This is a genomic window from Bradyrhizobium sp. 35, assembly GCF_023073215.1.
GTDB lineage: Bacteria > Pseudomonadota > Alphaproteobacteria > Rhizobiales > Xanthobacteraceae > Bradyrhizobium > Bradyrhizobium canariense_D.
Genome location: NZ_JADPJC010000133.1, coordinates 96653 through 122549 on the forward strand (window position 1 = coordinate 96653; position 25897 = coordinate 122549).

22 protein-coding genes, 1 tRNA gene and 1 riboswitch are annotated in these 25897 nt (G+C 64.8%); of the genes, 12 read left to right on the forward strand and 11 right to left on the reverse strand.

Annotated elements, in window-relative coordinates; genetic code table 11:
* Positions 1 to 22 precede the first annotated feature (22 nt).
* Positions 23 to 104, reverse strand: a riboswitch (ZMP/ZTP riboswitch).
* A gap of 59 nt (positions 105 to 163) precedes the next feature.
* Complete coding sequence (locus IVB36_RS27455; RefSeq protein WP_026233860.1) at positions 164 to 1882, reverse strand: heparinase II/III family protein; 1719 nt, start codon at positions 1880 to 1882, stop codon at positions 164 to 166.
* 156 nt (positions 1883 to 2038) lie between these two features.
* Positions 2039 to 3385 carry an RsmB/NOP family class I SAM-dependent RNA methyltransferase gene (locus IVB36_RS27460; RefSeq protein ID WP_026233861.1) on the reverse strand — a complete coding sequence of 449 codons (1347 nt, stop codon included), beginning with the start codon at positions 3383 to 3385 and terminating at the stop codon, positions 2039 to 2041.
* 186 nt (positions 3386 to 3571) lie between these two features.
* Between IVB36_RS27460 and IVB36_RS27465 the strand changes: the two genes are divergently transcribed.
* Together IVB36_RS27465 and IVB36_RS27470 are read left to right on the forward strand one after the other, a co-directional pair.
* Positions 3572 to 3781 (forward strand): DUF1674 domain-containing protein, encoded by a 210-nt coding sequence (locus IVB36_RS27465; protein WP_018459691.1) that lies wholly within the window; start codon positions 3572 to 3574, stop codon positions 3779 to 3781.
* Between the two features lie 57 nt (positions 3782 to 3838).
* Positions 3839 to 4429 carry a thermonuclease family protein gene (locus tag IVB36_RS27470; RefSeq protein ID WP_026233862.1) on the forward strand — a complete coding sequence of 197 codons (591 nt, stop codon included), beginning with the start codon at positions 3839 to 3841 and terminating at the stop codon, positions 4427 to 4429.
* A gap of 54 nt (positions 4430 to 4483) precedes the next feature.
* On the opposite strand, the gene IVB36_RS27475 is transcribed toward IVB36_RS27470, so the two are convergent.
* On the reverse strand, positions 4484 to 4999 hold the full coding sequence (locus IVB36_RS27475) for a L,D-transpeptidase (RefSeq protein ID WP_018459693.1): 516 nt from the start codon (positions 4997 to 4999) through the stop codon (positions 4484 to 4486).
* 443 nt (positions 5000 to 5442) lie between these two features.
* The gene (gene acs, locus IVB36_RS27480; protein WP_247295805.1) at positions 5443 to 7389 is read right to left on the reverse strand and encodes an acetate--CoA ligase; all 1947 of its coding nucleotides are present in this window, start codon (positions 7387 to 7389) and stop codon (positions 5443 to 5445) included.
* Between the two features lie 400 nt (positions 7390 to 7789).
* On the opposite strand from acs, the gene IVB36_RS27485 reads away from it, so the two are divergent.
* A complete protein-coding gene (locus tag IVB36_RS27485; RefSeq protein WP_018459695.1) occupies positions 7790 to 8959 on the forward strand; it encodes a DNA topoisomerase IB in 1170 nt (389 codons plus the stop codon).
* 11 nt (positions 8960 to 8970) lie between these two features.
* On the opposite strand, the gene IVB36_RS27490 is transcribed toward IVB36_RS27485, so the two are convergent.
* Positions 8971 to 9426 (reverse strand): SRPBCC family protein, encoded by a 456-nt coding sequence (locus IVB36_RS27490; protein ID WP_018459696.1) that lies wholly within the window; start codon positions 9424 to 9426, stop codon positions 8971 to 8973.
* Between the two features lie 101 nt (positions 9427 to 9527).
* Here IVB36_RS27490 and IVB36_RS27495 point away from each other — a divergent pair, with 101 nt between their 5' ends.
* Positions 9528 to 10622 (forward strand): adenylate/guanylate cyclase domain-containing protein, encoded by a 1095-nt coding sequence (locus IVB36_RS27495; protein WP_018459697.1) that lies wholly within the window; start codon positions 9528 to 9530, stop codon positions 10620 to 10622.
* An 81-nt stretch (positions 10623 to 10703) separates the two neighbouring features.
* On the opposite strand, the gene IVB36_RS27500 is transcribed toward IVB36_RS27495, so the two are convergent.
* From IVB36_RS27500 to tsaD, 3 genes are read right to left on the reverse strand one after another with little or no spacing between them, the layout of a single operon-like run.
* The gene (locus IVB36_RS27500) at positions 10704 to 11117 is read right to left on the reverse strand and encodes an EVE domain-containing protein (protein WP_026233864.1); all 414 of its coding nucleotides are present in this window, start codon (positions 11115 to 11117) and stop codon (positions 10704 to 10706) included.
* Positions 11118 to 11119: 2 nt separating this feature from the next.
* Complete coding sequence (locus IVB36_RS27505; protein ID WP_018459699.1) at positions 11120 to 12100, reverse strand: NAD(P)H-dependent glycerol-3-phosphate dehydrogenase; 981 nt, start codon at positions 12098 to 12100, stop codon at positions 11120 to 11122.
* Between the two features lie 2 nt (positions 12101 to 12102).
* The gene (gene tsaD, locus IVB36_RS27510; RefSeq protein ID WP_018459700.1) at positions 12103 to 13176 is read right to left on the reverse strand and encodes a tRNA (adenosine(37)-N6)-threonylcarbamoyltransferase complex transferase subunit TsaD; all 1074 of its coding nucleotides are present in this window, start codon (positions 13174 to 13176) and stop codon (positions 12103 to 12105) included.
* A gap of 163 nt (positions 13177 to 13339) precedes the next feature.
* Between tsaD and IVB36_RS27515 the strand changes: the two genes are divergently transcribed.
* The 4 genes from IVB36_RS27515 (at position 13340) to IVB36_RS27530 (ending at position 17430) form a co-directional block, all read left to right on the forward strand.
* Positions 13340 to 14086, forward strand: coding sequence for a uroporphyrinogen-III synthase (locus IVB36_RS27515; RefSeq protein ID WP_018459701.1), 747 nt, complete (start codon positions 13340 to 13342; stop codon positions 14084 to 14086).
* Between the two features lie 69 nt (positions 14087 to 14155).
* Complete coding sequence (locus tag IVB36_RS27520) at positions 14156 to 15418, forward strand: hypothetical protein (protein ID WP_018459702.1); 1263 nt, start codon at positions 14156 to 14158, stop codon at positions 15416 to 15418.
* A gap of 36 nt (positions 15419 to 15454) precedes the next feature.
* On the forward strand, positions 15455 to 17254 hold the full coding sequence (locus tag IVB36_RS27525; protein WP_018459703.1) for a heme biosynthesis HemY N-terminal domain-containing protein: 1800 nt from the start codon (positions 15455 to 15457) through the stop codon (positions 17252 to 17254).
* Between the two features lie 100 nt (positions 17255 to 17354).
* Positions 17355 to 17430: transfer RNA gene (locus IVB36_RS27530), tRNA-Thr, on the forward strand.
* A gap of 194 nt (positions 17431 to 17624) precedes the next feature.
* On the opposite strand, the gene IVB36_RS27535 is transcribed toward IVB36_RS27530, so the two are convergent.
* The gene (locus IVB36_RS27535) at positions 17625 to 19643 is read right to left on the reverse strand and encodes a hypothetical protein (RefSeq protein ID WP_247393729.1); all 2019 of its coding nucleotides are present in this window, start codon (positions 19641 to 19643) and stop codon (positions 17625 to 17627) included.
* 523 nt (positions 19644 to 20166) lie between these two features.
* On the opposite strand from IVB36_RS27535, the gene IVB36_RS27540 reads away from it, so the two are divergent.
* Positions 20167 to 20550 (forward strand): hypothetical protein, encoded by a 384-nt coding sequence (locus IVB36_RS27540; RefSeq protein ID WP_018459732.1) that lies wholly within the window; start codon positions 20167 to 20169, stop codon positions 20548 to 20550.
* Positions 20551 to 20625: 75 nt separating this feature from the next.
* Here IVB36_RS27540 and IVB36_RS27545 read toward each other — a convergent pair whose 3' ends face one another.
* Entirely contained in the window at positions 20626 to 21672 is a 1047-nt protein-coding gene (locus IVB36_RS27545; RefSeq protein WP_247295801.1) for a polysaccharide deacetylase family protein, read from the reverse strand.
* A 255-nt stretch (positions 21673 to 21927) separates the two neighbouring features.
* Between IVB36_RS27545 and IVB36_RS27550 the strand changes: the two genes are divergently transcribed.
* Together IVB36_RS27550 and IVB36_RS27555 are read left to right on the forward strand one after the other, a co-directional pair.
* Positions 21928 to 22239 (forward strand): hypothetical protein, encoded by a 312-nt coding sequence (locus tag IVB36_RS27550; RefSeq protein WP_018459734.1) that lies wholly within the window; start codon positions 21928 to 21930, stop codon positions 22237 to 22239.
* A gap of 180 nt (positions 22240 to 22419) precedes the next feature.
* Entirely contained in the window at positions 22420 to 22632 is a 213-nt protein-coding gene (locus IVB36_RS27555; protein ID WP_018459735.1) for a hypothetical protein, read from the forward strand.
* Positions 22633 to 22656: 24 nt separating this feature from the next.
* Here IVB36_RS27555 and IVB36_RS27560 read toward each other — a convergent pair whose 3' ends face one another.
* Complete coding sequence (locus IVB36_RS27560; protein WP_018459736.1) at positions 22657 to 24345, reverse strand: MFS transporter; 1689 nt, start codon at positions 24343 to 24345, stop codon at positions 22657 to 22659.
* A 150-nt stretch (positions 24346 to 24495) separates the two neighbouring features.
* Here IVB36_RS27560 and IVB36_RS27565 point away from each other — a divergent pair, with 150 nt between their 5' ends.
* Positions 24496 to 25863: a twin-arginine translocation pathway signal gene (locus tag IVB36_RS27565; protein WP_018459737.1), complete on the forward strand. Its 1368-nt coding sequence runs from the start codon at positions 24496 to 24498 to the stop codon at positions 25861 to 25863.
* Positions 25864 to 25897 lie beyond the last annotated feature (34 nt).

Here is a 25897-nt window from a genome sequence, read left to right on the forward strand (position 1 = left end):
GAGCAAGATCCTCTGTCTGAAGGAGTAATGCCCAGGCGCGCGGCAGCTGTGTCCCGCGCTTCCCGATGGTGCTCCATCCAAGGTCGCCAGTCGCGCGAGCGAGGGCTCGATAGCAGTTTTCGGTCGCTATCACAACGACCAGATGGTGCCGAATCGCATGCGTCTACAGCGGAAGTTCCGGCTCCCGCCGTGCATTTCTGCGGGCATTCGTGACCGCCGGCGAGGCGGTGGAGCGCACAAAACTCCAGCGGATCGAGGGCGCCTGCCGCGCGTCCTGGCGGATCACGATCTGCGCGGTGCGGCGCGGGCCGTCATTGCCGGCCAGGGATACGCTGTCCTCCAGCTCCACCTTGTCGTCGAGCGCCTCGAAGGTCCAGACGTCGCGATTCGGGAGCACCAGCATGACGCCGCGGGCGTCGGACAGCCGGCTCGCCTTCACCGCCGGGTGCAGATGGAATCGCAGCGCGAAATCGGCATCCGGACCCTTGAAGCGCCCGCCTTGCGGCGGCGACAACGTGTCCTCGCCGTCGATGCGCGCGCCGTCATTGGCGATCATCAGTACGCGGCGGTGGATCGCGCCGAATTTTGTCAGGTAACCGTCATGCGACGTCGTGAGCAGGGTGCCGTTCTGCACGATTTCGCGATAGCTCTCAACCTCGACGGGGCCGCTGGTGACCGGAGCGCCGTGCAAGAGCCGCTTCATAGCCGACATCTCCACGAACTGGCATGACGAGGTGTCGTGATAGGTCAGCGTCGAATGCGCCGCCGTGCCGCGTGCGAACGGCCGCCAATTGTCGCGGCCCGTGGCCGGCATGCCGCAATTGGTGACGATGCGGCTGATGCCGGAGGAGAGTTCGAACGACAGGCAGCCGGCATGGGCGTCGTGGCTGACGCTGGCCGCCGGCGGCGGGCCCGTGTCGATGATCAAAGTGGTCTGGCCGGCATCGAGGCGCTGGAAACCGGTATGCGGCATGTTCGACATCGGCGCGCCGTGGGTGTCGTCATAGGCAAGCAGCGTCGCGAGCAGGTCCGACGGGGTCGCGCTCATGCCGTTGAACAGCGCGAAATTGCCGTCGCCGTGGCGGAAGAAGCGCAGCATCGGCATCATGCGGTCGATCGCGTTGAGCAGCGCGGGCGGCGGCGCGATGTTGCGCGCGGCAAAGGTCTGCCGCAGCGGCAACAGGTCGATCAAGAGCTCGATCAGCGCGCCCGGGTTGCGCGAGACATGGCCGCCGTCGGGCAGGATCTGCCGCTGCAATTCATCCGAGAGCTTTTTCGAGGTGCTGCGGATGTGACTTGCCTGGTTGGCAAGGCACAACGCCGCATAGCACAGCGCGATCAGCACCTGGAGCTTCGGCACTCCGTCGGGGATGTTGACCATGGTGTAGCGCAGCAAGCGGATTTCGCGCGCCAGCGCGCGCAGATACCGACGATAGAATTTGTTGTCGGTATCGTTCAGCACCAGCGGCGCCTGCGACAGCAGGGAGATCACGCGGCGCGCCAGCACGTCGGCGCGTCGCGCGACGGGACGGCGCTTGCTGGCGGGGTTGCCGATCCAGTCCTCGATCAGCGAGCGCGCATTTGCGCGCGTCAGCGCGGTGTCGGCGGCGCGCAAATGGCGCAGCCAGCCGAAGCCGAGCAGCGCAACTTCCCAATCTTCCGACGGCGGCTCGAGATCGAAGATCGAGCGGCCGTGGCAATTGACGATCTTGCCGGCGAAGACGAAGCGGCCGGCATAGATCTCGGCGGCGCGGGTCGCATCCGCGGTGCGTAGATCATGCGGCGCGATGATCAGCCGGTCGGCGCGGCCGGGCCAAACCCGCGACAGGGCGACGGAACCGCCGCTCGCGCGCGCGAGCATGTTCCGCGCGAAGCGGTTCATCACCAGCGTCGAGATACGTCTGCGTTGAGCGACCGACACGCCTTGCCTTGATGGGGGAGAGGATTCCGACGAATCCTTATTAATCCCAAAATCGGACGGCCGACACCACCTTGAACGACGCGAATCAGTGCCGTGTTTGCAAAATCCAGTGCAAAATCAGGATTTAACGAGCCGGGCCGCGAAAAATCCGTCGAGCCCGCCGAGCTTGGGATCGGCGTTCGGCAGATGGCTGGGCAGGGTGCGCAGATCGCCCTCGGCGGTAATGATCTCGCTGAGCCCCGACACCTCGGACGCATCGATCGGAACCCGGCGAAGACCGGGCTCCGCGGTCAGCAGCGCGGCGACCGCATGCTCGCCCTCTTCAGGTTCCAGCGAACAGGTGCAATAAACTAGCGTCCCACCGGGCTTGAGTAGCGAGACCGATTTTTGCAGCAGCCGCCGCTGGAGCGCGGTCATTGCGGCGATGTCGGATTCCTGCCGGAGCCAGGATACATCGGGGTGGCGGCGGATCGTCCCGGTCGATGTGCAAGGCGCATCAATGAGGATGCCGTCGAAGCCATCGGCAGGGCCGGCCCATTCCGCGGCGTCGGCGACGACGGTCTCGGCCTGCAGCGACAACCGCGTCAGATTCTCGCGCAGCCGTGCCACCCGGGCAGGCGAGCGGTCGATGGCGGTGACGTGCGCGCCGGCCTGCGCCAGTTGCGCGGTCTTGCCGCCGGGAGCGGCGCAGAGATCGGCGATGGATTTGCCCTTGATGTCGCCGAACAGCCGGGCTGGCAACGCAGCGGCGGCGTCCTGCACCCACCATTGTCCTTCGGCGAAGCCGGGAAGCATGGTCACCGCGCCGTGCAGCACCGTGCGCACCGATCCGGTCGGTAGCACTTCGCCATGGAGCCGGCTCGCCCATTGCGCGGCGTCCGACTTCACGGTCAGATCCAGCGACGGATCATGGCTGAGCGCGAGCGCCATGTCCCTTGCGACCGTCTCGCCATAATGCGCGCTCCAGCGCGCGACCATCCAGGGCGGCAGGTCCAGCGACTGCGCGGCAACCTCGTCCACCAGCGCCTTGCCCTCGCGGGCGCAGCGGCGCAGCACGGCGTTGACGAGGCCGGCATAGCGCGCGGCGCGCCGGTCGGATTGCACGAGGCGAACGGAGAGATCGACGGCCGCGTGATCGGGCACGTCCATCCAGAGGATCTGGGCGGCGCCGATCAACAGCGCGCTCTGCGCGCGCGGCGCGTCGGAGGGAATGCCCTTGTCGAGCAGGCGGGACAGCACATGGCCGAGCGTGCCGAGCCGGCGCAGCACGGTGGCGACCAGGCGGCGCATCAGCGCGCGGTCGCGGTCGGGGAGCGTCTTCAGTCCGGGATGGGCGCCGCTGCCGTCGAGCTGCTCGTCAAGTGTGCGGTGCTTGTGCAGCACGCCGTCGACGATGTCGGCGGCAATCCGCCGCGCCGCGAGACCGGGCACTTCGGATGGAGGAGCGAAACGTTGAGAAGGCATGCGGAAACAAGGTTCTGAGCAGCGGCAGTTCGCCGTAATGGGCGCATGCCTTGAGAAGGCGATCTCTGGCACGCGAATATGCCAAATGTAAGAATCGCTTCCGGGTTTTTCAGCCCTTTCGGAGCAATTTCAGGAATGCGTTATTGGGCGTCGCGCCGCGGGCCGTCCCGCGCTAGAAAGCCGCCTATGAGTGACCAGCCTCCCGTTCCCGACCGCAAGCAGCTTACGCCGGCCGCCCAGCGCGCGCTGGCCGAGGCCGAAGCGCGCCGTCAGGCTGCGGCAGCCCGAGCCAAGAACGACGGCGAGGCGGCGCCAAAGGAGTTGCAGGGCCCAAAAGGACCCGAACCGACCCGCTATGGCGATTGGGAGCGCAAGGGCATCGCTTCCGACTTCTGAAGCTTGTCTTTTGAGGCTCGCTTGCCGGACTGCCCGACTCAGCCCTAGCGTGCGCGGATGTCGCGTTTCGATCCAAGCCATCCATATCGGCCTTCATACAGCGGCTCGCCATTTGGTCGCCGGTTCTCAGGGCTGTTGCCGTGGATGTTCGTGGTTGGAATCGTGGTGGCCGTGGTGTTCACGTCCCGGCATGGGATGAACTGGCAGTTCCCTCACGTGACCGACGGTCAATCACGAGACGCCGAGATTGTGCTCCAGCAAGGCGGCCATCCCGATCGTCGCGAGCCGGTCGATGTCGTTCGCACCATTGACGGCGACACCTTTCTCGCACGCGTTCGTCAGCGCGACGGCCGCGATCTCATCGTGCGCGTTCGCCTGCGCGGCATCGACGCACCCGAGATGAAAGCATCCTGCCAGGAGGAACTGGACAAGGCCGAAGCCGCGGCCCGCGCATTGCGCGATCTGCTCGCACAGGGTGGCGTGACGATCACCAACCTCGGTGCCGACAAATATGGTCGCGTTCTCGCCGACGTCGCGACCAAACGCACGACCAATGTCTCGGCGGCGTTGCTCGCGGGCGGTTACGCGCGGAGCTACAATGGCGGCCATCGCGACGGCTGGTGCGCGCGGAGCTGGCGCTTCTGGTGACAAAAAGCCGCGTCGAACGACGCGGCTATTGCCGTGTCGTCCTGATGCCGGCGATCAGCGCGTCACGACCACCGTCGTGCCGACCGAGACGCGGCTGTAGAGATCGGTGATGTCGTCGTTGAGCATGCGGATGCAGCCATAGGAGACGAAGCCGCCGATCGAGCCCGGCACGTTGGTGCCGTGGATCGCGTATTCACCGCCGGACAGCGTCATCGCCGCGACGCCCATCGGATTGCGGGGCGAGCCGCCCGGGATGACGTCCGGGATGCTGGGCTTGTCGCGCTTCACCTCGGCGGGCGGCGCCCAGGCCGGATTGCGGTACTTGCCGTCGATGCGGGTGGTGCCGGCCCACTGCTTGCCGGACTTGCCGACGCCGACCGGGTAGCGCACGGCGTGGCCGCTATCGAGGACGAGATAGAGCCGACGCTCGTTGGTTTTGACCACGATGGTGCCCGGCGAATAGTCAGCCAGGTTCGTCCCCACCATTTCCGGCCGCGCCTGCGCCGCCGTCAACGTTAAGACCCCAGTCACGACGGTGGCGGCCAGCGCCACAGCAATCCTCATCGACATCGATTTTCCCCTTGCCCCGAACGGACCGTCCAAGATTACGCAAAACCGGCAATCGCCGGCTCGCCAAGTCCTTGTTAGGGGACATTCTTAACCGCGCCTGTTAACCGGATGGTTTCCACGCACGGCCGCCAAGGGCCAGCCAGCAGGGGGAACAAAGGAAATGTTCGAAACAAAGTAAATGACCTGAAAACAACACTTGGCGGGAAAGATGCCCGGGCGCCGGGGCGCGGCCTGACAAGTGCGTGAGGATGTGAACGGCCGTTGTTCGGGGGAGCGCTAACGCGGGGATGCGATCTCGTGTCCCGGACGCGGCGCAGCGCGAAGCGGTGCGACGCAGAGCCGGGATCTAGAAGGCCACAGAGTCTGCCGTTGCATCGGCCCCGACTCTGCAGCGCACCGCGAAGTGCGCGCTACGCTGCGTCCGGGGCACAGGACGATGTGGCTCAGACCGCCTTTTTGTTCTGACGGTTCTTGACGAGGTCGTCGACCACGCCGGGATCGGCCAGGGTCGAGGTGTCGCCCAGGCTGCCCGGTTCGTCCTCGGCGATCTTGCGTAGGATGCGGCGCATGATCTTGCCGGATCGGGTCTTGGGCAGGCCGGGCGAGAACTGGATCTGGTCGGGCGCAGCGATCGGGCCGATCTCCTTGCGCACCCAGGTGACGAGCTCCTTGCGTAGATCCTCGGTTGGCTCGATGCCGGCCATCAGGGTCACATATGCGTAAATGCCCTGACCCTTGATGTCGTGCGGGTAACCGACCACGGCGGCTTCCGAGACCTTCTCATGCGCCACCAGCGCGCTTTCGACTTCGGCGGTACCCATGCGGTGGCCGGAGACGTTGATGACGTCGTCGACGCGGCCGGTGATCCAGTAATAACCGTCCGCATCGCGCCGGCAGCCGTCGCCGGTGAAGTACTTGCCCTTGTAGGTCGAGAAATAAGTCTGCTCGAAGCGGGCGTGGTCGCCATAGACCGTGCGCATCTGGCCCGGCCATGACCGCGTCAGGCACAGATTGCCTGATGTCTCGCCGTCCAGCACGTTGCCGTCGGCGTCGACGATCTCAGGCACCACGCCGAAGAACGGCTGCGTCGCCGAGCCCGGCTTGAGCTTCGTGGCGCCGGGCAGCGGCGTGATCAAAATGCCGCCGGTCTCGGTCTGCCACCACGTATCGACGATCGGGCAGCGGTCGTCGCCGACGACGCGGTGATACCACTCCCAGGCTTCCGGATTGATCGGCTCGCCTACCGAGCCGAGCAGGCGCAGGCTGGCGCGCGAGGTCTTCTTCACGGGCGCGTCGCCGCTCCGCATCAGCGCGCGGATCGCGGTCGGCGCGGTGTAGAAGATGTTGACCTTGTGCTTGTCGATGACGTTCCAGAATCGCGAATTATCCGGGTAATTCGGCACGCCTTCGAACATCAGCGTGGTCGCGCCGTTGGCGAGCGGTCCGTAGAGAATGTAGCTGTGGCCGGTGACCCAGCCGACGTCGGCGGTGCACCAGTAGATGTCGCCGTCGTGATAGTCGAAGACGTATTGATGCGTCATCGCGGCGAACACGAGATAGCCGGCGGAGGTGTGCAGCACGCCCTTGGGTTGGCCGGTCGAGCCCGAGGTGTAGAGGATGAACAGCGGATCCTCGGCGTGCATGTGCTCGACCGGGCACTCGGTCGTCACCATCTTGGCGGCGTCGTGGTACCAGAGGTCGCGCGAGGGATTCATTTCGACCGCGCCGCCGGTGCGCTTGACCACGACGACCCAGTCGACGCCGTCTGCCTTGGCGAGCGCCGCGTCGACATTGGCCTTCAGCGGCACCTTCTTGCCGCCGCGCAGGCCCTCATCGGCGGTGATGATCACCTTGGACTGGCAGTCGTTGATGCGCTGGGCGAGGCTGTCGGGCGAGAAGCCGGCGAACACCACGGAGTGAATCGCGCCGATCCGCGCGCAGGCCAGCATCGCGTAGGCCGCCTCCGGAATCATCGGCAGGTAGATGGTGACGCGGTCGCCCTTCTTGACGTTCCGGGTGCGCAGGATGTTGGCCATCCGGCAGACCTCGTCGTGCAGCTCCTTGTAGGTGATGTGCCGGGATTGGGAGGGATCGTCGCCTTCCCAGATGATCGCGGTCTGGTTGGCGCGATTGTGGAGATGCCGGTCGATGCAATTATGGGCGACGTTGAGAACGCCGTCCTCGAACCATTTGATGGAGATGTTGCCGGGCGCGAAGGAGACGTTCTCGATCCTGGTCGGCGCGTGCATCCAGTCGATGCGCTTGGCCTGCTCCGCCCAGAAACCGTTCGGGTCCGAGATCGAGCGGGCGTACATGTCCTTGTACTTGGCCTGGTCGACCCAGGCGCGCTTCGCCCATTCTGCGGGGACGTCGTAGATCTTCTCGGACATGTTTCCCTCCACATACGGCGAGCCGAGCACGGACCACTGGCGAGCCGACTTGATCGTTGAACCGATTATGCGTCGGGCTAACCGGACCCGACAAGGTGCACAAGCTGGACCTTCGGCGAGCAGCCTGCCATGCGGAGGATCAAGCCGTTTCGTGCGACTGTCGCAGTTTTGAAACAGGGCGACGGGCGGCTTTGGGGTCTTCACCCAGATGCTCGGAATGGGCCCGCGCAGAGCGCCATGCATTCAGCAGAGGTATTTAGAAACCGCCTCTCACTGATTCGGGACTCGCAATGCGGTTCGGAACACCCTAAATGGCCAACCCGGGTCCAACGAGACCCCTTGGAACAAAAATCAGAACAGCGGCATTGACCGACAACAGACAGGGCTAAGGCATAAGACTATGATGGATCAGCAGAATCTCGGGACGATACGGCCCGCTTCAGCCGATCCTGCAGCCATCGCGCTGGCCAAAGCCCTCGGACAATGGCCGAAACCGGCCGGTTCCGGCCGTCCCAGCCCGAAGAAAGTGTTCGACGCGGCGCCGTCGACGACGGTCGAGGCCCTCGCCAAGGAACTGGGCCTGCGGCTCGGCGACCAGAACGAGCTGACCATCCGCCGCGTCAGGCGCGGCAAGGGCTATTCGTTCGTGCGGCCTAACGGCGTCCACATCCGCGATGCCCGCACCATTCGGCGGCTGCATTCGATGGCGGTGCCGCCGGCCTATCGCGAGGTGCGCTACTCGGCCGATCCGAGCACGCATCTCCAGGCAGTGGGACGCGATGCCGCGGGCCGGCTGCAATATCGCTATCACGCCGATTGGGAGAAGGTCCGCGAGCAACGCAAGGCGCATCGCCTGGAAAAGCTCGTCGGCGCGCTGCCCAAGATCCGGCGCAAGGTCTCGGCGTTCCTGTCGGGCGACGAGCCGACCCGCGAGTTCGCGCTCTCCGCCGTCATCGAATTGATCGCGCGCACCGCGATCCGCCCCGGCAACGAATCCTATGCCCGTCTCAACGGCACCCGCGGCGCCACCACGCTGCTGAAGTCCAACGTCTCGCTGGAAGACGACAGCTTCGTGCTGACCTTCAAGGCGAAGGGCGGCAAGGCGGTGCGCAAGGAGTGCGACGCGGCCAAGCTCGTGCGCGCCATCGGGATCTTGCAGGGCGTTCCCGGCAAGCGCATGTTCCAGTATCGCGATCCCTATGGCATCGTGCGCGCGGTCAGCACCACGCAGGTGAACGCGTTTCTGCGCGAGATCGCCGGCATCAAGATCTCGCTGAAGGATTTCCGCACGCTGATGGCCTCTGCCGTCGTCGTGGAATCGCTGTCGCGGATCACGCCGGCGACCAGCCAGCGCGGCCGCAAGAAGCAGGTGCTGGAGGCGATCCGCGGCGCTGCCGACCAGCTCTCCAACACGCCGGCGATCTGCCGCAAGAGCTATGTTCACGATACCATCGTCACCGCGTTCGAGGACGGCATCCTGGAACGCTTCGCCGCGACCATGAAGGGCCAGCGCTCGCAGGCCAGGCGCGAGCAGCTTTTGCAGCAGGTGGTGGCGACCGCGGCGGTCTGACCTCGGCGTCGTTACGCCTTGTTGGAAACGCCGTTGTCGGGACCGGGATCGCCGCCCGCGGCTGCCGCCGTGAGCCGTCCCAGATAGTGCGCCCATCCCGTCGCGTGGGCGGCCGCCTGTTCCTCGGTCGGCAGCCCGCTATGGGTCATGCGCAGCAATGTGCCGCCGTCGCGTTCGATCAGGTCGATCTCGATCAGGCTTGAGCCGGGCGGCACTTCCTGGCCGCCCTCCCATCCAAACGTGTAGGCGAGCCGATGCACCGGCACGACTTCGCGGAATGCGCCGCGGGCAACGCCGCCGCGGGGGCCGATGCCTTTGAGCAGATACAGCCCGCCGGGATGTGGCTCCGTGGTCGCGTCGGAACCCATCCAGCTCAAAATCTTCTCGGGGTCGGTCAGGTAGGCGAAAACGGTGGCGCGTGGGGCCGCGATCTGGGTCTCGCGTCGCACTATGAACGGTTCGGTCATCGACGATCACCCCTGGGCTGACACTGGGACATGGCGGCGCTCGAGCGGCCCGTCAAGGATTGCCCGTGACAAAGACCGCCTGCCTTCGTCATGATCGGGCCATGCACCTCTCGCCGACACTCGCCTGGCTTGTCGATGCCGCCGCCGATAGCGCCGGCGCCGACCGCCTGCTCGCGGACCTTGGCGCACATCTGGTCGCCGATGGCGTGCCGCTTGCGGCGGGCAGCCTGACGCTGGAGGTGCCACATCCGCTGATCGCGAAACGGACCTGGTTGTGGCGCGCGGAGAACGGCCGGGTGATCGAAGCGCTCGGCTTCGCACCAGGCGGCCTCGCGCCCGACCCGCCCAACGATGCCGGCCGCCGCTGGCTGCGCGACATCGCGGAGGGTGAAGTGCACGAAGATTTGGTCGGACGGCCCGACGGGCCGTTGCTCGGCTGGATCGGGCCGCGTCCGTTCACCGCGGACGAGACCGAGCAATTGCGCCAGGCCGCGCGCTTTGCCGCCACACCCCTTGCCGTACTTGCCGCGCGTGCAACGTTGCGCGCGACGCTGGATGCCTATCTCGGCAAGCGCAGTGCGGAGCGGGTGCTGGCGGCACCCCTGCGGCGCGACCTCGGCGAGACCATACAGGCCGCGCTGCTCTATGCCGATTTGCGCAACTTCACGCTCCTGTCGGAAACCAATCCGCCTGCCGAGGTCATCGCGGCGCTCGATGCCTGGTTCGATCGCATCGCCGGCGCGGTCCACGCCTTCGGCGGCGAGGTGCTGAAATTCATCGGCGACGGTGTGCTCGCGATCTTTCCGGTGGTCAGGCCGTCACCGCGCCAAGCGTCCGATGCAGCTCTGCGTGCCGCGCGCGCAGCCGAAGCCGGGATGGTGTATCTCAACGCGGAGCGCCGTGCTCAAGGTCTGCCGCCGCTCGCGTTCGGCGCGGCGCTGCATCTCGGCGAGATGCTATGGGGCAATATCGGTGCCGCCAATCGGCTGGATTTCACCGCAATCGGTCCCGCCGTCAATCTCGCCAGCCGGCTCGAAGGATTGTGCAAGCCGCTCGGCAGAACCGTGCTGGTGTCGGGCGCGCTCGCCGCGGAAACCGACATGCCTCTGATCGCGCTCGGATCGCATTCGCTGCGGGGCATCGCCGCGCCATGCGAGATATTTGCGCTGCCGGAGAAACAAGCTCCGATGTCGTAGCCCGGATGAGCGTAGCGACATGCGGGATCGCAGCAGTAGTCCCGGATATCGCTTCGCTCATCCGGGCTACAGCACCCAAGCCTACATCCCGCCCATCTTGCAGACGAGCTTCCATTCCTCGGCCGTCACCGGCTGCACCGAAAGGCGCGAATATTTCACCAGCGCCATGTCGGCGAGTTTCTTCTCGGCCTTGATCGCGGCCATCGTCACCGGAATCTTCAACGGCTTGTCGGCCTTGATGTCGACGCAGACGAATTTCTCGGTCTTGTCGGTCGGATCGGGGTAGGCTTCCTTGATAATCTCCGCGATGCCGACGATCTCCTTGCCCTCGTTGGAATGATAGAAGAACGCCTTGTCGCCCTTCTTCATGGCGACGAGGTTCTGGCGCGCGGTGTAATTGCGCACGCCGGTCCAGGCTTCGCCCTTGGCGCCTTTCGCCACCTGCTGGTCCCAGGACCACACCGATGGTTCGGATTTCACCAGCCAGTACGCCATGTTCATTCCTCCGCCTTGAAAGGTCGCGTCATGAGCCCCGAGATCGCGGCGTCGATCGTGCTTCTGCCGGTCAGGATCGATGCGACGGCTTCCGATACTGGCATTTCGATGTTTTGCGAAGCCGCGAGCTCGATCAGTACCGGCGCGGTGAATTCGCCTTCGGCAAGCTTGCCGGCGGGCGGCTGCTCGCTGCGGCCAAGCGACAGGCCGAGCGCAAAATTGCGCGATTGTGGGCTCGAGCAGGTCAGGATCAGATCGCCGAGGCCAGACAAGCCCGTGAGTGTTTCGCTGCGTGCGCCGAGCGCGCGGCCGAGGCGTGTCAGCTCGGCAAAGGCGCGGGTGGTAAGTGCGGCCTGGGCGGAAGCGCCGAGCTTGCGCCCGACCGCGATGCCGACCGCGATCGCCAGCACGTTCTTGGCGGCGCCGCCGATCTCGACGCCGCGGACATCGGTGGAGTGATAGGGCCGGAACGTCGGCGAGCCCAGCGCCTGCACCAGGTGGCTCGCCAAGGCGTCGTCCTTTGCGGCCAGCGTCACCGCCGTCGGCAGGCCACGCGCGACATCGTCGGCAAAGCTCGGGCCCGACAGGATCGCCGGCTGCGCGTGAGGCGCGGCCTCGGCGATCACGTCGGTCATGAATTTATGGGTGCCGTGCTCGATGCCCTTGGCGCAGGCAATGATCGGCACCGGCTTTTCCAGGTGCGAGGCGAGCATGTTGACAGCACCGCGCAGATGCTGCGCGGGCACTGCGATCAGCAGCATGTCCGCGCGTGCGGCGAGGGCCAGGTCGCTCGTGACGATGATCTCCGGCGCAAGCCGCACGCCCGGCAGCCGCGGATTGTCGCGGCTCGATGCGATTCGCGTCGCGTGCTCGGAATTGCGCGCACACAGCGTCACGTTCCGTCCGGCCCGCGCCGCCACCATCGCCAGCGCCGTGCCCCAGGCGCCCGCGCCGATCACCGCGACAGATCGGAACGCTGTCATTGCTAGAATCCCGCGCGTGTCTTGCCGTATCCGGCCGGTGCCGTCGCGTTCGCATCGAGCAGCCAGCGCGCGCGAGGCTGTGCTTCCATCGTGTCGGTCATGCCGAGCGCGAGACGTTCCGCGCCGGCCCAGGCGATCATTGCACCATTGTCGGTGCAGAGCGCCGGCGGCGGCATGATCAATTGTGTTCCGGCTTTCCTCGCAACGTCATGCAGCGCGCCGCGGATCGCCTGATTGGCGGCGACACCGCCGGCCGCCACCAGCGCACGCGGTGCACCGAACTGCTCGCGGAAGAGTTTCAGGCCGACGCTCAGCCGGTCGGCGGTGGAGTCGAGCACGGCGGCCTGGAAGCTCGCGCAGAGATCGTTGACGTCCTGCGGTGTGATCTCGGCCAACCGGCTTGCTTCGTTGCGCACCGCTGTCTTCAATCCCGAGAGTGAGAAGTTGGCGTCGGGGCGTCCCTGCAGCGGCCGCGGAAACGCAAATCGCGCGGCATCGCCGTTGGCTGCCGCGCGCTCGACCTGCGGGCCGCCCGGATAGGGCAGCCCCAGCATCTTCGCCACCTTGTCGAAGGCTTCGCCGATCGCATCGTCGACGGTGGTGCCGAGCCGCACATACTGTCCGACGCCGGTGACGGCAACGATCTGGGTATGGCCGCCCGAGGCGAGAAACAGGCAATAGGGAAATTCGAGTGCGTCGGTCAGGCGCGGTGTCAGCGCATGCGCTTCCAGATGGTTCACCGCGACCAGCGGCGTGTCGTGCACCATCGCGATCGCCTTCGCGGTGGTGAGCCCGACGATGACGCCGCCGATCAGTCCCGGGCCCGCGGCGGCCGCGACACCGTCGAGCTGGGCGAAGTCGATGCCGGCCTCAGTCATGGCGCGGTCGATGATGCCGTCGAGCAGGTCGACATGGGCGCGGGCCGCGATCTCCGGTACCACGCCGCCGAAACGGGCATGCTCCTCGACCTGCGACCACACGATATTGGACAGGATCTTGCCGCTGCCGTCAGGCGCACGCTCGATCACCGCCGCGGCGGTCTCGTCGCAGGTGGTTTCGATGCCCAGTACCAGCATTGGCGAATTGTTATCCAATTTGCGCCCTTCCCGCCCCCTTGCGCTCATCCGCAAAGCAGAGTTCTGGTACGTCCGGTAGCATTCCGGGGTCGGCCAACGCAATCGTCACGCGCTGCCGTTCCTCGTGAAAGCGCCACCGCCACGTGGTTCGGGAACACAAGCGATGTCCATTCTTGTCACACGGCCGCATCCCGACAATGAGGCGACGTCGGAAAATCTGCGTGCACGGGGTCATGTGGTGCTGCTCGCGCCGGTGCTCAAGTTCGAGCCGGTCGCCTTCCATGACGAGAGTGAAACGAGCTACAGCGCCGTCATTGTCACATCGGCCAATGCGATCCGTGGCGTCGCATCGCAATTACCGGACCTTGGTCTCCTGCAGCTGCCGCTGTTCGCGGTCGGCGAGCACACGGCTGCCGCCGGGCGCGATGCCGGTTTTGCCGAGGTGATCGTCGCCGGTGGCGATGCCGCTGCCCTGCGCGACAAGGTGATGCAGAGCGCGCGCGACAAGCGGCTGAAGAAAAAGAGCACGTTGCTCTATCTCGCGGGCGCGGATCTGTCGCGCGACCTCGGCGGGGAGCTGGGCGCCGAAGGCTTCATCGTCATCACGCAGACGACCTATCGCATGGCGCCAGTCAAGCTGTTGCCGCGCGATGTCTGTGAAGGCTTTGCCGCCCATGGGATCGAGGCGGTGCTGCACTACTCCCGGCGCAGCGCGCGGGCTTTCCTGGAGGCCGCGCGGGCGGAAGGTGTCGAAATCTCGGCTCTGGCGATCCCGCAGTGCTGCCTGTCCGAGCCGGTCGCCGGCGTACTGCGCGAGGCCGGTGCCTCGCAGGTTCTGGTTGCGGCGACGCCGGACGAAAATGCCTTATTTGACACCTTGGAGCGTGCTTTGCGCACCCGTTTGGCGTAAGAGGTCGGGCCGAATCCGACGCAATCGGGTCCGTTCGTTCAGGGCAGGTAAGTGTGAGGAACCGTCACGATGGCCGACGACAAGCCTGAAGACGCAGGATTGGCTCCCGAGTCCGGCCGCGCCAAGCGCATCCCGCCCACCATCGACCTCGAGGCGACGGAAGTCTCGACTCAGCCGCAGCAGGTGACGGGCGAGCCTGAGGCTGGGGCAGCGACCGAACAGGCCGCGCATGAGCAAGCCAAATCTGAAGAGGGCAAGTCTCAAGAGGAAAAGTCTCAAGAGGTAAGGTCCGAAGAAGCTATTGCCGCGCCGCAGCCCGAACCTGCCGAAGAAGAGTCTTCCGTTGCGTCCGCGTCGGTATCGCCGTCGATTTCACCCTGGGTTATCGCTGCGTTCTCCGGCGCCGTCGCAGCCGCAATCGTGATCGCGGTCGGCTGGATGCTGGGCTGGCCTGCCGTGCAGGCGCCGCCGGCTGCTCCGCAAGTGACGGGCGCAACCGTCGAGGCGCTGAGCGGGCGCGTGGCCGCGGTCGAAGCCAAGACGGGCAAGCCGGCCGCCGATCCGGCCATGGTGGCGCGGATCGATGCGCTGGAGAAATCCGCAACGAGCCTGCGCAGCGAGATCGCCAATCTGCGCGCACAATCCGACAAGACTGCCAGCGCCCTAAACGACGCGACATCGGCGCCGCGCGCTGCCGCGCCCGATCTTGCCGCTCTCAACGACCGCCTCGCTCAGCTCGAACGTGCCAGCAAGACCGAACGTGCGGAACTCGCACAGCAAAGCGAGAAGATCGCCGACGCGAAAACGATGGACGACAAGCCGCTGCGCCATGTGGTGGCGGCGGCCCTGCTCGACGTCGCCGTTCGCCATGGCGATGCCTACGAGTCGCAGCTCGCCGCCGCGCGGTCGCTGGCAGCAAAGCCGGAGATGCTGAAGCCGCTCGACACCTTTGCGTCGTCAGGCATTCCGACGCCGGTCGCCTTGAGTCGCGAGCTCCTCAACATCGTGCCAAAATTGTCGCCGCCGGCGGAAGCTCCGGCCAGCGGCACCGGAATCGTCGAGCGCCTTCAGGCGGGGGCGTCGAAACTCGTCCGCATCGAGCGTACCGACGGGGTCGGCAACGATCGCGGCGCGATCGTCGCGCGGGTGACGGCGGCTGCGTTGCGCAACGATTTCGTCGAGGCGCGGCGCGAGTTGAAAACGCTGCCCGAGGCCGATCGTGCACCGGCGCAAGCTTGGCTCGACAAGACCGATGCCCGTGACGCCGCGCTCGCCGCGTCACGCAAATTCGCCGACGCCGCCATGGCGGATCTCGTCAAGCCTGGTCAATAAAGGTTCGCGCAACAATCAGCGCGTATAGGGATCGTCATGCTTCGCATCGTCCTCTTCCTCGTTCTGATCGCACTGGCGGCGGCCGGCGCGGCCTGGGTTGCCGATCAGCCCGGCGACCTCGTCCTGACTGCGGGCGCTTTCCGCGCCACAACGACGCTTCCCCGCTTCGTGTTCTTGCTTGGTCTCTTTGCCGCGGCAGTCGTGCTGGTCTGGAGCCTGCTGACGATGGCCTGGCGCGCTCCGGGGCGTCTGCGCCGCCGTCGTCACGAAAAGCGCCATGCTCGCGGCCGCCACGCCATCACCCACGGCCTGCTTGCGATCGGCCATGGCGACACCGCGCTTGCCCGTCGCCACGCCGATACCGCGCGGCGGCTGGCTGCAAACGATCCGCTCGCGCTTCTCTTGCATGCGCAATCGGCGCAGCTCGAGGGCAATCGCGACGAGGCCCAGCGCGTCTTCCGTGCCATGGCCGAGCGCGAGGACACGCGCCTGCTCGGCCTGCGCGGCCTGTTCATCGAGGCGCAGCGCGCCGACGATGCGGTCGGCGCCGTGATGATCGCCGAGGAAGCGATCAAGCTGTCGCCGTCCTCGACCTGGGCCTCGCATGCGGTGCTCGGCTTCCGCTGCGCGCGCGGCGACTGGAGCGGCGCGCTCGCGATCCTCGATTCGAATCTGTCCGCGGGCCTGATCGACAAGCAGGCCTATCGCCGCCAGCGCGGCGTGCTGCTCGCCGCCCGCGCGCTGGAATTGGAAACAATGGACCGCGACGTCGCGCGCGAGAGCGTGATGCAGGCGGTCAAGCTCGCGCCGACCCTGGTTCCGGCCGCAGTGCTCGCTGCAAAATTCGAGAGCGAGGCGCATCAGGTGCGCCGCGCCATGAAGCTGGTGGAAACCGCCTGGCTCGCCAATCCGCATCCTGATCTTGCGGATGCCTATGCGCATGTGAAGCTCGGCGATTCCGCGCGGCAGCGCCTGCAGCGGGTCGAGACGCTTGCGGCCAAGATTTCTGCCGACAATGCTGGCTATATCGAGGGCCAGCTGGCGATCGCGCGCGCCGCGATCGATGCGTCCGAGTTTGCCCGTGCGCGCGCGGTGCTGGCGCCTTACGTCAACGATCCCACCCAGCGCGTGGCGATGCTGATGGCCGAGATCGAGCGGACCGAGCATGGTGACGGCGGCCGGGCCCGCGCCTGGACCTTGCGCGCGGTGCGCGCCCGCCATGATCCGGCCTGGACTGCGGACGGTTATGTCAGCGACCGCTGGCGTCCGGTTTCCCCGGTCACCGGCCGTCTTGACGCCTTCCAGTGGCAAACGCCAGTCGCGAGTCTTCCTTCCGACAAAGGCGCCATGATCGAATCCTCGGCCTTCGAGGAAGCGATGCTGGCGGCTCCGCCGCCGAAGCGGGTGACGGCGGCCCCGAGCGAGAGCCCGGTGGAACCGGCTGTCATGGCGCCGGATCCGGTGCCCGCTCCGCAGGACAATTCGCCGCCCCTTGAAGCCCAGGAAATCTTAAAGGAAGCCGTCGAGGAGACCGCCAAAGAAACCGTCAAGGAAGAGCCGGTCGTCACGCCTGCCGAGCCGCTCAAACCGGCCCCTGAGATCGCCGAATCATCGTCCGCGGCGGCAACGCCGGTGTTCCGGACCCGCGCCGACCTTGGCAAGCCGGCACCAGCGCCTATTCCCGCCGTCATCCCGATCGTCCGCGCGCCTGATGATCCCGGGATCGATGACGAGGGTCCGAGCGATGAATTTACGGAACAAATCGGCACGCCCAGGGACCACGCAAAGGCCCAGGCCGGCGGCTGGCGCGGATTCTGGTCTCGCTGGGGCGGGTGAGCGGCATTTGGGAGCCGGCGCCACCTTGCCAATTCGGGCCATGCCCGATATCAGGAGCGCGCGTAACGGGACCGGCCTCGCGCGGGCCCCGGCAAGGTTCGCCGCAATAGCTCAGTTGGTAGAGCACGTCATTCGTAATGACGGGGTCGGGGGTTCGAATCCCTCTTGCGGCACCAGCGCCCCAGTGTCCGGCCCGAAGACATGGGTAACGGAACGTACCTAAGACATGGGTGACAGCCTCGCGCCGAACGGGTGTCGAGAGGTTGCAGGCGTCTGCTTCAGGTGCAGCGCGTCTCGCGCGGCGGTTATTAGCTTGCGGTCATCATCCGTCGCCATTGCATCGATCCTCGCTATCACCGCCGGGCATGCACTATCGCTGCGGATGAATTTCAAAGAACGCGTGCAGGCGCTCGGCAGGATCGGCTTTCATTGAGTACGGCCGACGGCCTGCCTTTGATACAGCTTCGTCCAATTGGGCAAACCGTGTTGCCCGCGCTTCAAGGTGATGCTTTTGACTATCTTGGTCGAGATTTGCGGGCAGAGAGATCATGGATCGAACGTTTGCAGCAAACGCTTTTCCGGCTGTCCTTTCACCGGCTCGGGCAATAACTTCTAGATCGACATGTATGTCGGCCAAGTTATAGGCGCTGATCTTTCCCCCGACGTTATCAGCAATTCTTTCGATTGTTTCTGCGCAGGTCTGCGCGATGTCGGGCCGGCCTTTGTCGAGCGCATCGAGTCCAAAGACCGCAAGATTGGCCGTCGCGTCGGACAAGTGGTGTCCCTTTGCAGGACGATCAGCAGGAAAAAATCCTCCCACCCAAGTTATGAGTGGCTTTAGGTCATCCACAACCGTCGAGATAAATTCCTCTGCACCTGAAGGTGGATGCGCGATCTGGCGCATGAGCACTTTCAGAATCGCATCGAGGGAGTCCAGCACCCATTTGGCCAATAGGGTGCCTTGAAAATCGATACTCGACAGGCGTCGGTAATGCCCGCGGACTTCTTCCGCGGCCTCAGATAGATCGGCGAAGGGATCGTTCCATGGCCGCTCTGGATCAACCTTGATCTTTGCCGCGATGCTTTCGACCAGCGCCGGGATGCTAGCTTCAAAGCCGAGTGCGTAAGCCGGGAAAACGTGTAAACGGCGTTTACCTGCGGCGTCAGCCAATATCTCGGACGGAATTAGTTCGGAAATTTGGTCTAACGTCGATTTTAGCGACCCTACTTCGAACAAGTCGTTCTCGATTTCAAAACGGACCGCGAAAAGAATGGCTTCAAACGAGCGGAACACCGAAATCTGATCCGACTTACCGTATCCATCCACAGCAATGTCAAAGAGCGCCTCGTTCGCCTCCATTGTTGTTTCCGTAGAGCCCACATCAGTCGAGCGGTTTTGAAGCACGGCTCCGAAACTGGAAATAGCACGCAATTTTGCGTCGGGCATGTTGGCCGCAAGCACCAAACGCGCCGCGCGGTGAAGGTAAAAGCAAGCACTATAGGCCAGCGGCGCTACTCTCTGCTCTGCCGCGCCGGGCGCGACAACAGACATAGCCTGCAATGTCATCCGGCCCATTGACGAGATTGAATGTTGCACAACTCGCTCGTTCTTGGCGGCAATCGCGTCCTCTATGATGTGCAGTATGCTCTCGTAGATGGGATTCAATACGTCCGATACGTCGCTCAGGTATCCAGCAAATGGAAATTTGGGATCTACATGAAGCGTTATGCTCTTCTTTCGTAGGTCTGAGTATTCGGTAGCGATAGTTTCAAGCGCGCCGAGGGTTTCGATGGTCGCATTCGAGTCGCGGCGAGCAATGAAACGGTGCGCAAATTCCTCAAGTTGCGCAATCGAGTGTTGGAGTCCTTGAGGTAAGCGCGTGCGCACAATTGTTTGTGCGTGGAGTGTCTGATCCATCTTACTCGGCGCGCCGTTAGCAACGACTTGAATTGCGACCACCTTCTCAGCAGCTCGTCCTATCCTGCGAATCTGCGCGCTGCTGACCCGTACGATTTGTCGGATGGCCGACTCTGGTGCAAGCAGGTTAAGTGTTGAAACGTAGAAGCGGCGCAGAGCATCGAATGATATTCCAAGAAGAAGGAATTGCAGCACCAGGGACATCTTCGGATCGAGCCGGACGGACCACCGCGTCCCCACCAAGAGCGAGAGCATCGTAGTCGCCACCAAAATCAAAAAAACGCCGAGAAGAGCACGATCCTTAGCGAACTGCTGCAAAACAGAGATAGAAAATAATTCGGCGGCGCGTTGCGCAGGAATAATTGAAAGAGACAAAACTAGCGCAAGCGCAGCGCCAATTATTTGGGCGGCGGCTAAGTGCATCTCACTTGCTTTGATATCCGTGCTGTCAGCGATGGTGTAGAAGAGCACCGAGATTATCACGGACACAATTGTCGCGAGGAGCGTTGATCCTTTGGAGGCGACTTGCTGGATCGTTCGTTGCAGGCGCAGGTCTGTAGACAGTAGCGCTTTGATGTACGTCGCATGGGCGCGACGGCGGTACCCAAGGGCGACGCGGCCGAATTTGTGCCATCGCGACTCGCTAATTGGGTCGCTCAGCTTTGTGGGTGGTTCAGAGGTTCGCCCTAGCGGACTAGAGCGGGGTGCTTCCGCACGATGACCATCCCGAGCGGCAGTTGACTGCGGGCGAGACGGTGTAGACTCGCCTTCCTTCATATGTGGAAAGACCTTATACATTAGACAATTCGAAGATCAGCGAGGACGGCCAACTATAGTTGTCGTTCGCAGCGTCCACAACTATCGCACAGAGAGCTGCCGTTCCATCGCAACGGACGCGTTCGGGATCGAGCGCCACCCTGAGTGATCGTGATCACATAAACTCGCAATCGGCTCCCCTAGTGTCCAGCTCACGCCAAACACGGGGAGATTTCATATGCGCAAGATCATTTTGGTGACCGCCATGGTGCTGGTCTCTGCCTCTGCCCAGGCCGGAGGCCCGCGCAGCCTGTCGCTGTCCGCGGTGAGCGAGCCGGCTTCGGTTCAGCAAACGACGCCGGCGCTTGCCGCCGCGCCGACGCAGGTGAGCGAAGCAGCGCCTGCCGCCGAAGCTCCGAAATATCTCGATCGCCCGCCGGCGGTGTCGCTCAATGCGCCCGCGGCGGTTGCCACACCCACGACCACGACGGCCTCAGCGCCCGCGACGACGACGCAACCCGCCGCGAAGACAACGGCCAAGGCAGACAAGCCGAAGCACAAGCGCAGCTGGACCGAAGGCCGCATCATCAGCGAGCTGCATCGCCATGGCATCTACTGGTAAGATGCCCGCTCTCAAAAGGATATGGCCGGGACAAGCCCGGCCATCACGCGAGAGTTTTGAATCTGATCGGGCGCGTTACTGCGAAACCGTCTGCACCACGCTCCCGATCGGACGCGCGCTCGAGGTCGGCACCTTTAGGTCCTTCAGCAGCGCCTCGTCATATTCCGGCAGCGACTGGAGGGTCGTCTTGGCCTTCATCTGCACGATCTTGTAGCCGCCGGCCTTCAGCCGCGCGAGCAGCGCGGGCATGGCTTCGCCGGTGTGCTTCTGGAAGTCGTGCATCAGGATGATGCCCTTGCCGAGCTTGTCGAGCCTGGTCATCACGGTCTCGATGATCTTCTCCGGCGTGGCGCCCTTCCTGAAATCGAAGGAGTCGATGTCGGTCGAGAACATCGCGACGTTTCGGGTGCCGAAATAGCTCACGATCGCCGGATTGTGCTGGAGCTGCGGGAAGCGGAAGAACGGCGCCGGGTTGGTGCCGAGCGCGTATTTCACCGCGCTAATGCCCTTTTCGACCTCGTCCTTGGCCATCTGCTCGGTCATCTTCTTGCCGTTCAGATTGACGTGCGACCAGGTGTGCGTGCCGACCGTATGGCCCTGGGCCAGCACCTGGCGCAGGATCTCCGGGTGGTAGGTCGCATGCTTGCCGACCGAGAAGAACAGGCCCTTGGCGCATTCGTCCGCGAGCGCCTTCAGTACGGCGGGCGTGTTGACCGGCCAGGGGCCGTCGTCGAACGTCAGCACGACCTCCTTGTCGGTGAGGAAGTCGAACTGCTTGAAATGATCGAAGCCGAAGCCCGGACCGCCGGTGGTGTCGATCTCGACCACGCGGGAGACGCCGAGCGCGTTGGGATTGGCGCAGGTCGATTTCTGCTGAACCGGCATCGGCGCGGGTGCGGGCGCCGAGGCGGCTGCCGCCGGCTTGGCCGCAATCGCGGCCGTGATCGCGACGTCGTCCTTGGCGGCGAGCTTCGCCTGTGCCGGCAATGGATCGGCGGCACGGGCGGCAATCGTCTTGGGAGCGGCCTGGTCGGCGCGCGAGGAATAATAAAACCAACCGCCGGCGGCAATCACGACCGCCGCAACTACACTGGCCAGCATCAGGCCCAACGCATTACGCATCGCCATTCTTTCCAATTACGCAACCAAACCGGCGGAATTTCCCGCTCGACGAGCCATTAATGCGAAGGAACAGTTAACGTGACACCAACACGACAGCGGATATGGAGGAATTTCAGCGAGGTGCGCCAGCGTGACCGAGGTCACAGAGGGTGAGCCTCCCGTGACCGTCATCACAGTCGGAACTGTTTTGCTGGAGCATGGTCAATCCCATCAACAACGGCGGGCCCGCTTCCGCGGTGCCAATGGGAGCTTCAAATGACCAACTCGCTGAACATCAAGTCCTTAAGTAGCAAGATCCGCGACGTCAGCCTGGCTCTGGGCTTTGCCGCCATCCTCTCGATCGCCTCGACCGGCTCGAGCTTCGCCTTCTCGTCCGAAGCGCAGCAGCAGTGCACCGGCGACGCTTTCCGCCTGTGCTCGTCGGAAATCCCGAACATCCCGAAGATCACGGCGTGCATGATGAAGCATCGTTCGGATCTGAGCGCCGGTTGCCGTGCGGTGATGGACAAGGATCTCGCCAAGGGCGGCGCGTCACGCAAGGTCGCTGACGCCCAGGACAGTCAATAAGAGTCGATCAGTAACAGCAACGATAGCGTCGTTGCGTCGGTTAGCTCCCCTCGCGATGTGCCCCGGCGTGATGCCGGAGCGCCGCGGCGGCGCAAGCCCGTCTGCCAATAAAGCCGTTGCGGCTTCGGGATCGTCGCTCTAGCTTCGCCCGCACATCTTCCGGGTAAGAGGCATTACGCGATGACCAGATTTCTTTGCATCATTCCATTGATCCTGTTTGCATCGACTGCGTCAGCGCAGCAGCCCGGTCACGACGCCTGCGCGCGCGACGTCACGCGCTTCTGCCGTCCGGTGATGAACAATGGCGATGGCGCCGTGCTCGCCTGCCTCAAGCAGAACCGTACGCGGCTCACCAAGGGCTGCGACAAGGTGCTGACGGATCACGGGCAGTAAGACGTCGCTACGGACTCGCAAAACCTAAGTGCTGCTTCCCGCCGCAGTGGCGACCACGGGCAGCACCTCACTTGCTGCCTGGTCCGGCGTCTCCTCTTTCCAGCGCACCGAGCCGAACGGACGCTCGAGCATGCGGCGGATCCGCACCGGATCCGGGCCGATGTGGAAATCGATCGCCTCCTGATGCAGCGCGCGTTCGGACTGGGTCGAGCGGTTGCGCTGGCGCAGATAGTCGAGCCAGGTCGGGCAATGATAGCGCTCGGTCCACAATTCGGGATCGGCGATGTCGCGCGCGATCGACCAGCCATAGGCGCCGTTGCGCTGGCGAGAGAGCTGCACGTCCTGCATCACGTTGTGAAAGGCGCGGGCGTTCTCTTGGGCGACGCGGTATTCGATCTCGACCACCAGCGGCCCGCTGCGCGCCGTGAGCGACAATTTGACTTCCGGATCGGCCAGCAGATCGGCGTCTTCGTTGCGGGCGCCGACGCGCGGCATCGTGAGCCAGATTCCGAGCACCGGCGAGATCAGCATCAGGCCGGCGGCCGTCAGCAGCGCTACCTCGACGCCGGCATAGTCGGTGAGATGGCCCCAGCCCCAGGCGCCGATCGCGATGCCGCCGGAAATCGAAGCCTGAAACGCCGCGAGCGAGCGGCCGGCGACCCAGCGCGGCGCCGAGAGCTGCACGCCGATATTGAACAGCGCGATGGCGGCCATCCAGACCGCGCCGGCGAGCACCAGCGCAGCCGCGGTCAGCACCGGCTCGGTGCTCACGGCGAGAGCGGCCATCGCAAACGCCATCGAGATGGTGCAGGCGCGGATCGCGGCTTCGCCGCTCATGCGCTTGCGCAATTCGTGGATGTTGAGCGCGCCGATCACAGCGCCCATTCCGAAGGCGCCGAGCATGATGCCGTAGGTTTGCGCGCCGCCATGCAGCAGATCACGTGCGACCAGCGGCATCAACGCCATGATGGCACCGCCAATCAGGCCCATCACCAGCGTGCGCAACAGCACGATCTTGATCGGCGGCGAATTGGTGATGTAGCGGAAGCCCGATACCATGGCGCGGTTGAGCTTCTCCCGCGGCAGGCGCGAGGGTTCGGTGTTGCGCCGCCAGAGCAGCAGCACCACCAACAGCGGCAAATAGAGGATCGCGTTACACGCGAACGCCGCGACAGCACCGAGTGCGGCGACGATGACACCGCCGACCGCAGGGCCGAAGCTGCGGGCGATGTTGTAGCTGATGCCGTTCAGCGCGACGGCTGACGGCAGTGCATCGGGCGGCACCTGCTCGCTGACCGAGGACTGCCAGGCCGGACCGAACAGTGCGTTGCCGCTGCCAACCACGAAGCAGAAGGCGAGCAGCGTTTCCGGGGAAATGAAGTTGAGCCAGGCCAGGACCGTGAGTGCGGTCGCGCCAGTCAGCGCGATCATGAGCGCGATCAGGGTGACGATACGGCGGTCATACATGTCGGCGATGGCGCCCGCCGGCATCGAGATCAGCATGATCGGCAGCATCAGGGCGGTCTGTACCAGCGCCACCTTGTCCGCCGAGGCCGCCATCTGCGTCATCGCCCAGGCGGCGCCCACGCCCTGGATCAGCAGGCCGAGATTGGAGAGCAGGCTGGCGAGCCAGATGCGCCGGAACACGGTGTACCGTAGCGGCGCCATGATGCCGTCGGCGTCAATTTTCTGACGGTTCGTCTGCTCGGTCATATCCCCTTCCAAATGGGCTGGCAGAAGTGGCGTCGGCGTGGTCTTTGGGCGATTTCGGCAAGTTCAGTGATGCCCGCGAAAGTCCTTCGCTGTCCAGTGGTTAGGCCGGTATAAGCGGTGCACAGAGATGCTTTTGCCGGGGAGGAACAGATGAAGCTGTCACGACGGATGATCTTGCAAGGTGCCGGCAGCTTGCCCTTCGCAATTGCGAGCTTGCGCACGGGCGCATTGGCTCAATCCGCACCCACTGCGCCGAGCGAGGTGCCGCCAATCCTGTTCGTCCACGGCAATGGCGACTACGACGCGCTCTGGATGACGACCTTGTGGCGGATGGAATCCAACGGCATTGCGCGCGATCGCATGCATGCGATCAATTTCAACGATCCCAATGCGCGAAGTGACGACAAGGTCGAGCAGGCGGGCCGCTCCTCGACCGAGGACCAGCGCCGCGAGCTCGCCGCCGCCATAGCCGAATTGAAGCGCAGCACCGGCGCCGCCCGCGTGGCGCTGGTCGGCAGCTCGCGCGGCGGCTATGCCATCCGCAACGTCATCAAGAACGGCGGCGCCGGCGATGTCAGCCACGCCGTGCTGTGCGGCACGCCCAATCACGGCGTGTTCGCGACTGACGACCAGCCCAACAGCGAGTTCAACGGCCGCGGCGCGTTCCTGCTCGGCCTGAACGAGGGCGAGAGTGAGGTGACGCCGGGTGTTGCCTTCCTGACCTTGCGCAGCGACGGCATGGACAAATACGCGCAGGCCGATGGCCGCTTCATCGGCAAGCCCGGCACGCCGACCGGCGTCAGCGTCGAAGGTCCGGAGTTGAAGGGGGCCACCAACCTCGTGCTGGGCGCACTCGATCATCGCGAGGTGGCGTTTCACCCCCGAGCCTTCCGCGAGATCTATAAGTTCATTGCCGGCCGCGAGCCCGCGCGAATCTCGATTGTGCCGGAGCAGAGCGTCAGGCTGAGCGGCCTCGTGACGGGCACACCGGGCGGTGCGCCGACCAATCGGCCGGTGGCCGGTGCAACCGTCGATATCTTTCGGGTTGATCCTGAAACCGGTGAGCGCAAGGGCAGCGCCGTGCACAGCGCGAAGACCGGTGCCGACGGCCGCTGGGGACCGGCGCAGGTCGAACCTTCCTGGTCGCTCGAATTCGCCCTCGCAGCGCCGGATGCGCCGACGACGCACATCTACCGCTCGCCCTTCCCGCGCTCGTCCGACGTCGTTCACCTGCGCGCCGCGCGCCCGCTCGGTCCCGCGGACAAGGACGCCGGGGCCGTCGTGATCATGTCGCGTCCGCGCGGCTATTTCGGCCTGCCGCGGGACGTGGTGCTGCTCGACGGCAAGGAGCCGGCGGACGTCAAATCGGGTGTGCCCACGGATTCGACAGCAACACTGCGCCTTCCGGCCGGCGAGGTCGGGCGTAACATCGTGGCCGAATTCAACGAAGAACGAATTGTGGCACGCGCCTGGCCTGCCTCCGAGAACAGGATTGCGATTGCCGAGCTGACTTACTAGCTAACTGCCTGCGCCACCCCTCCGGGAGAGAGCC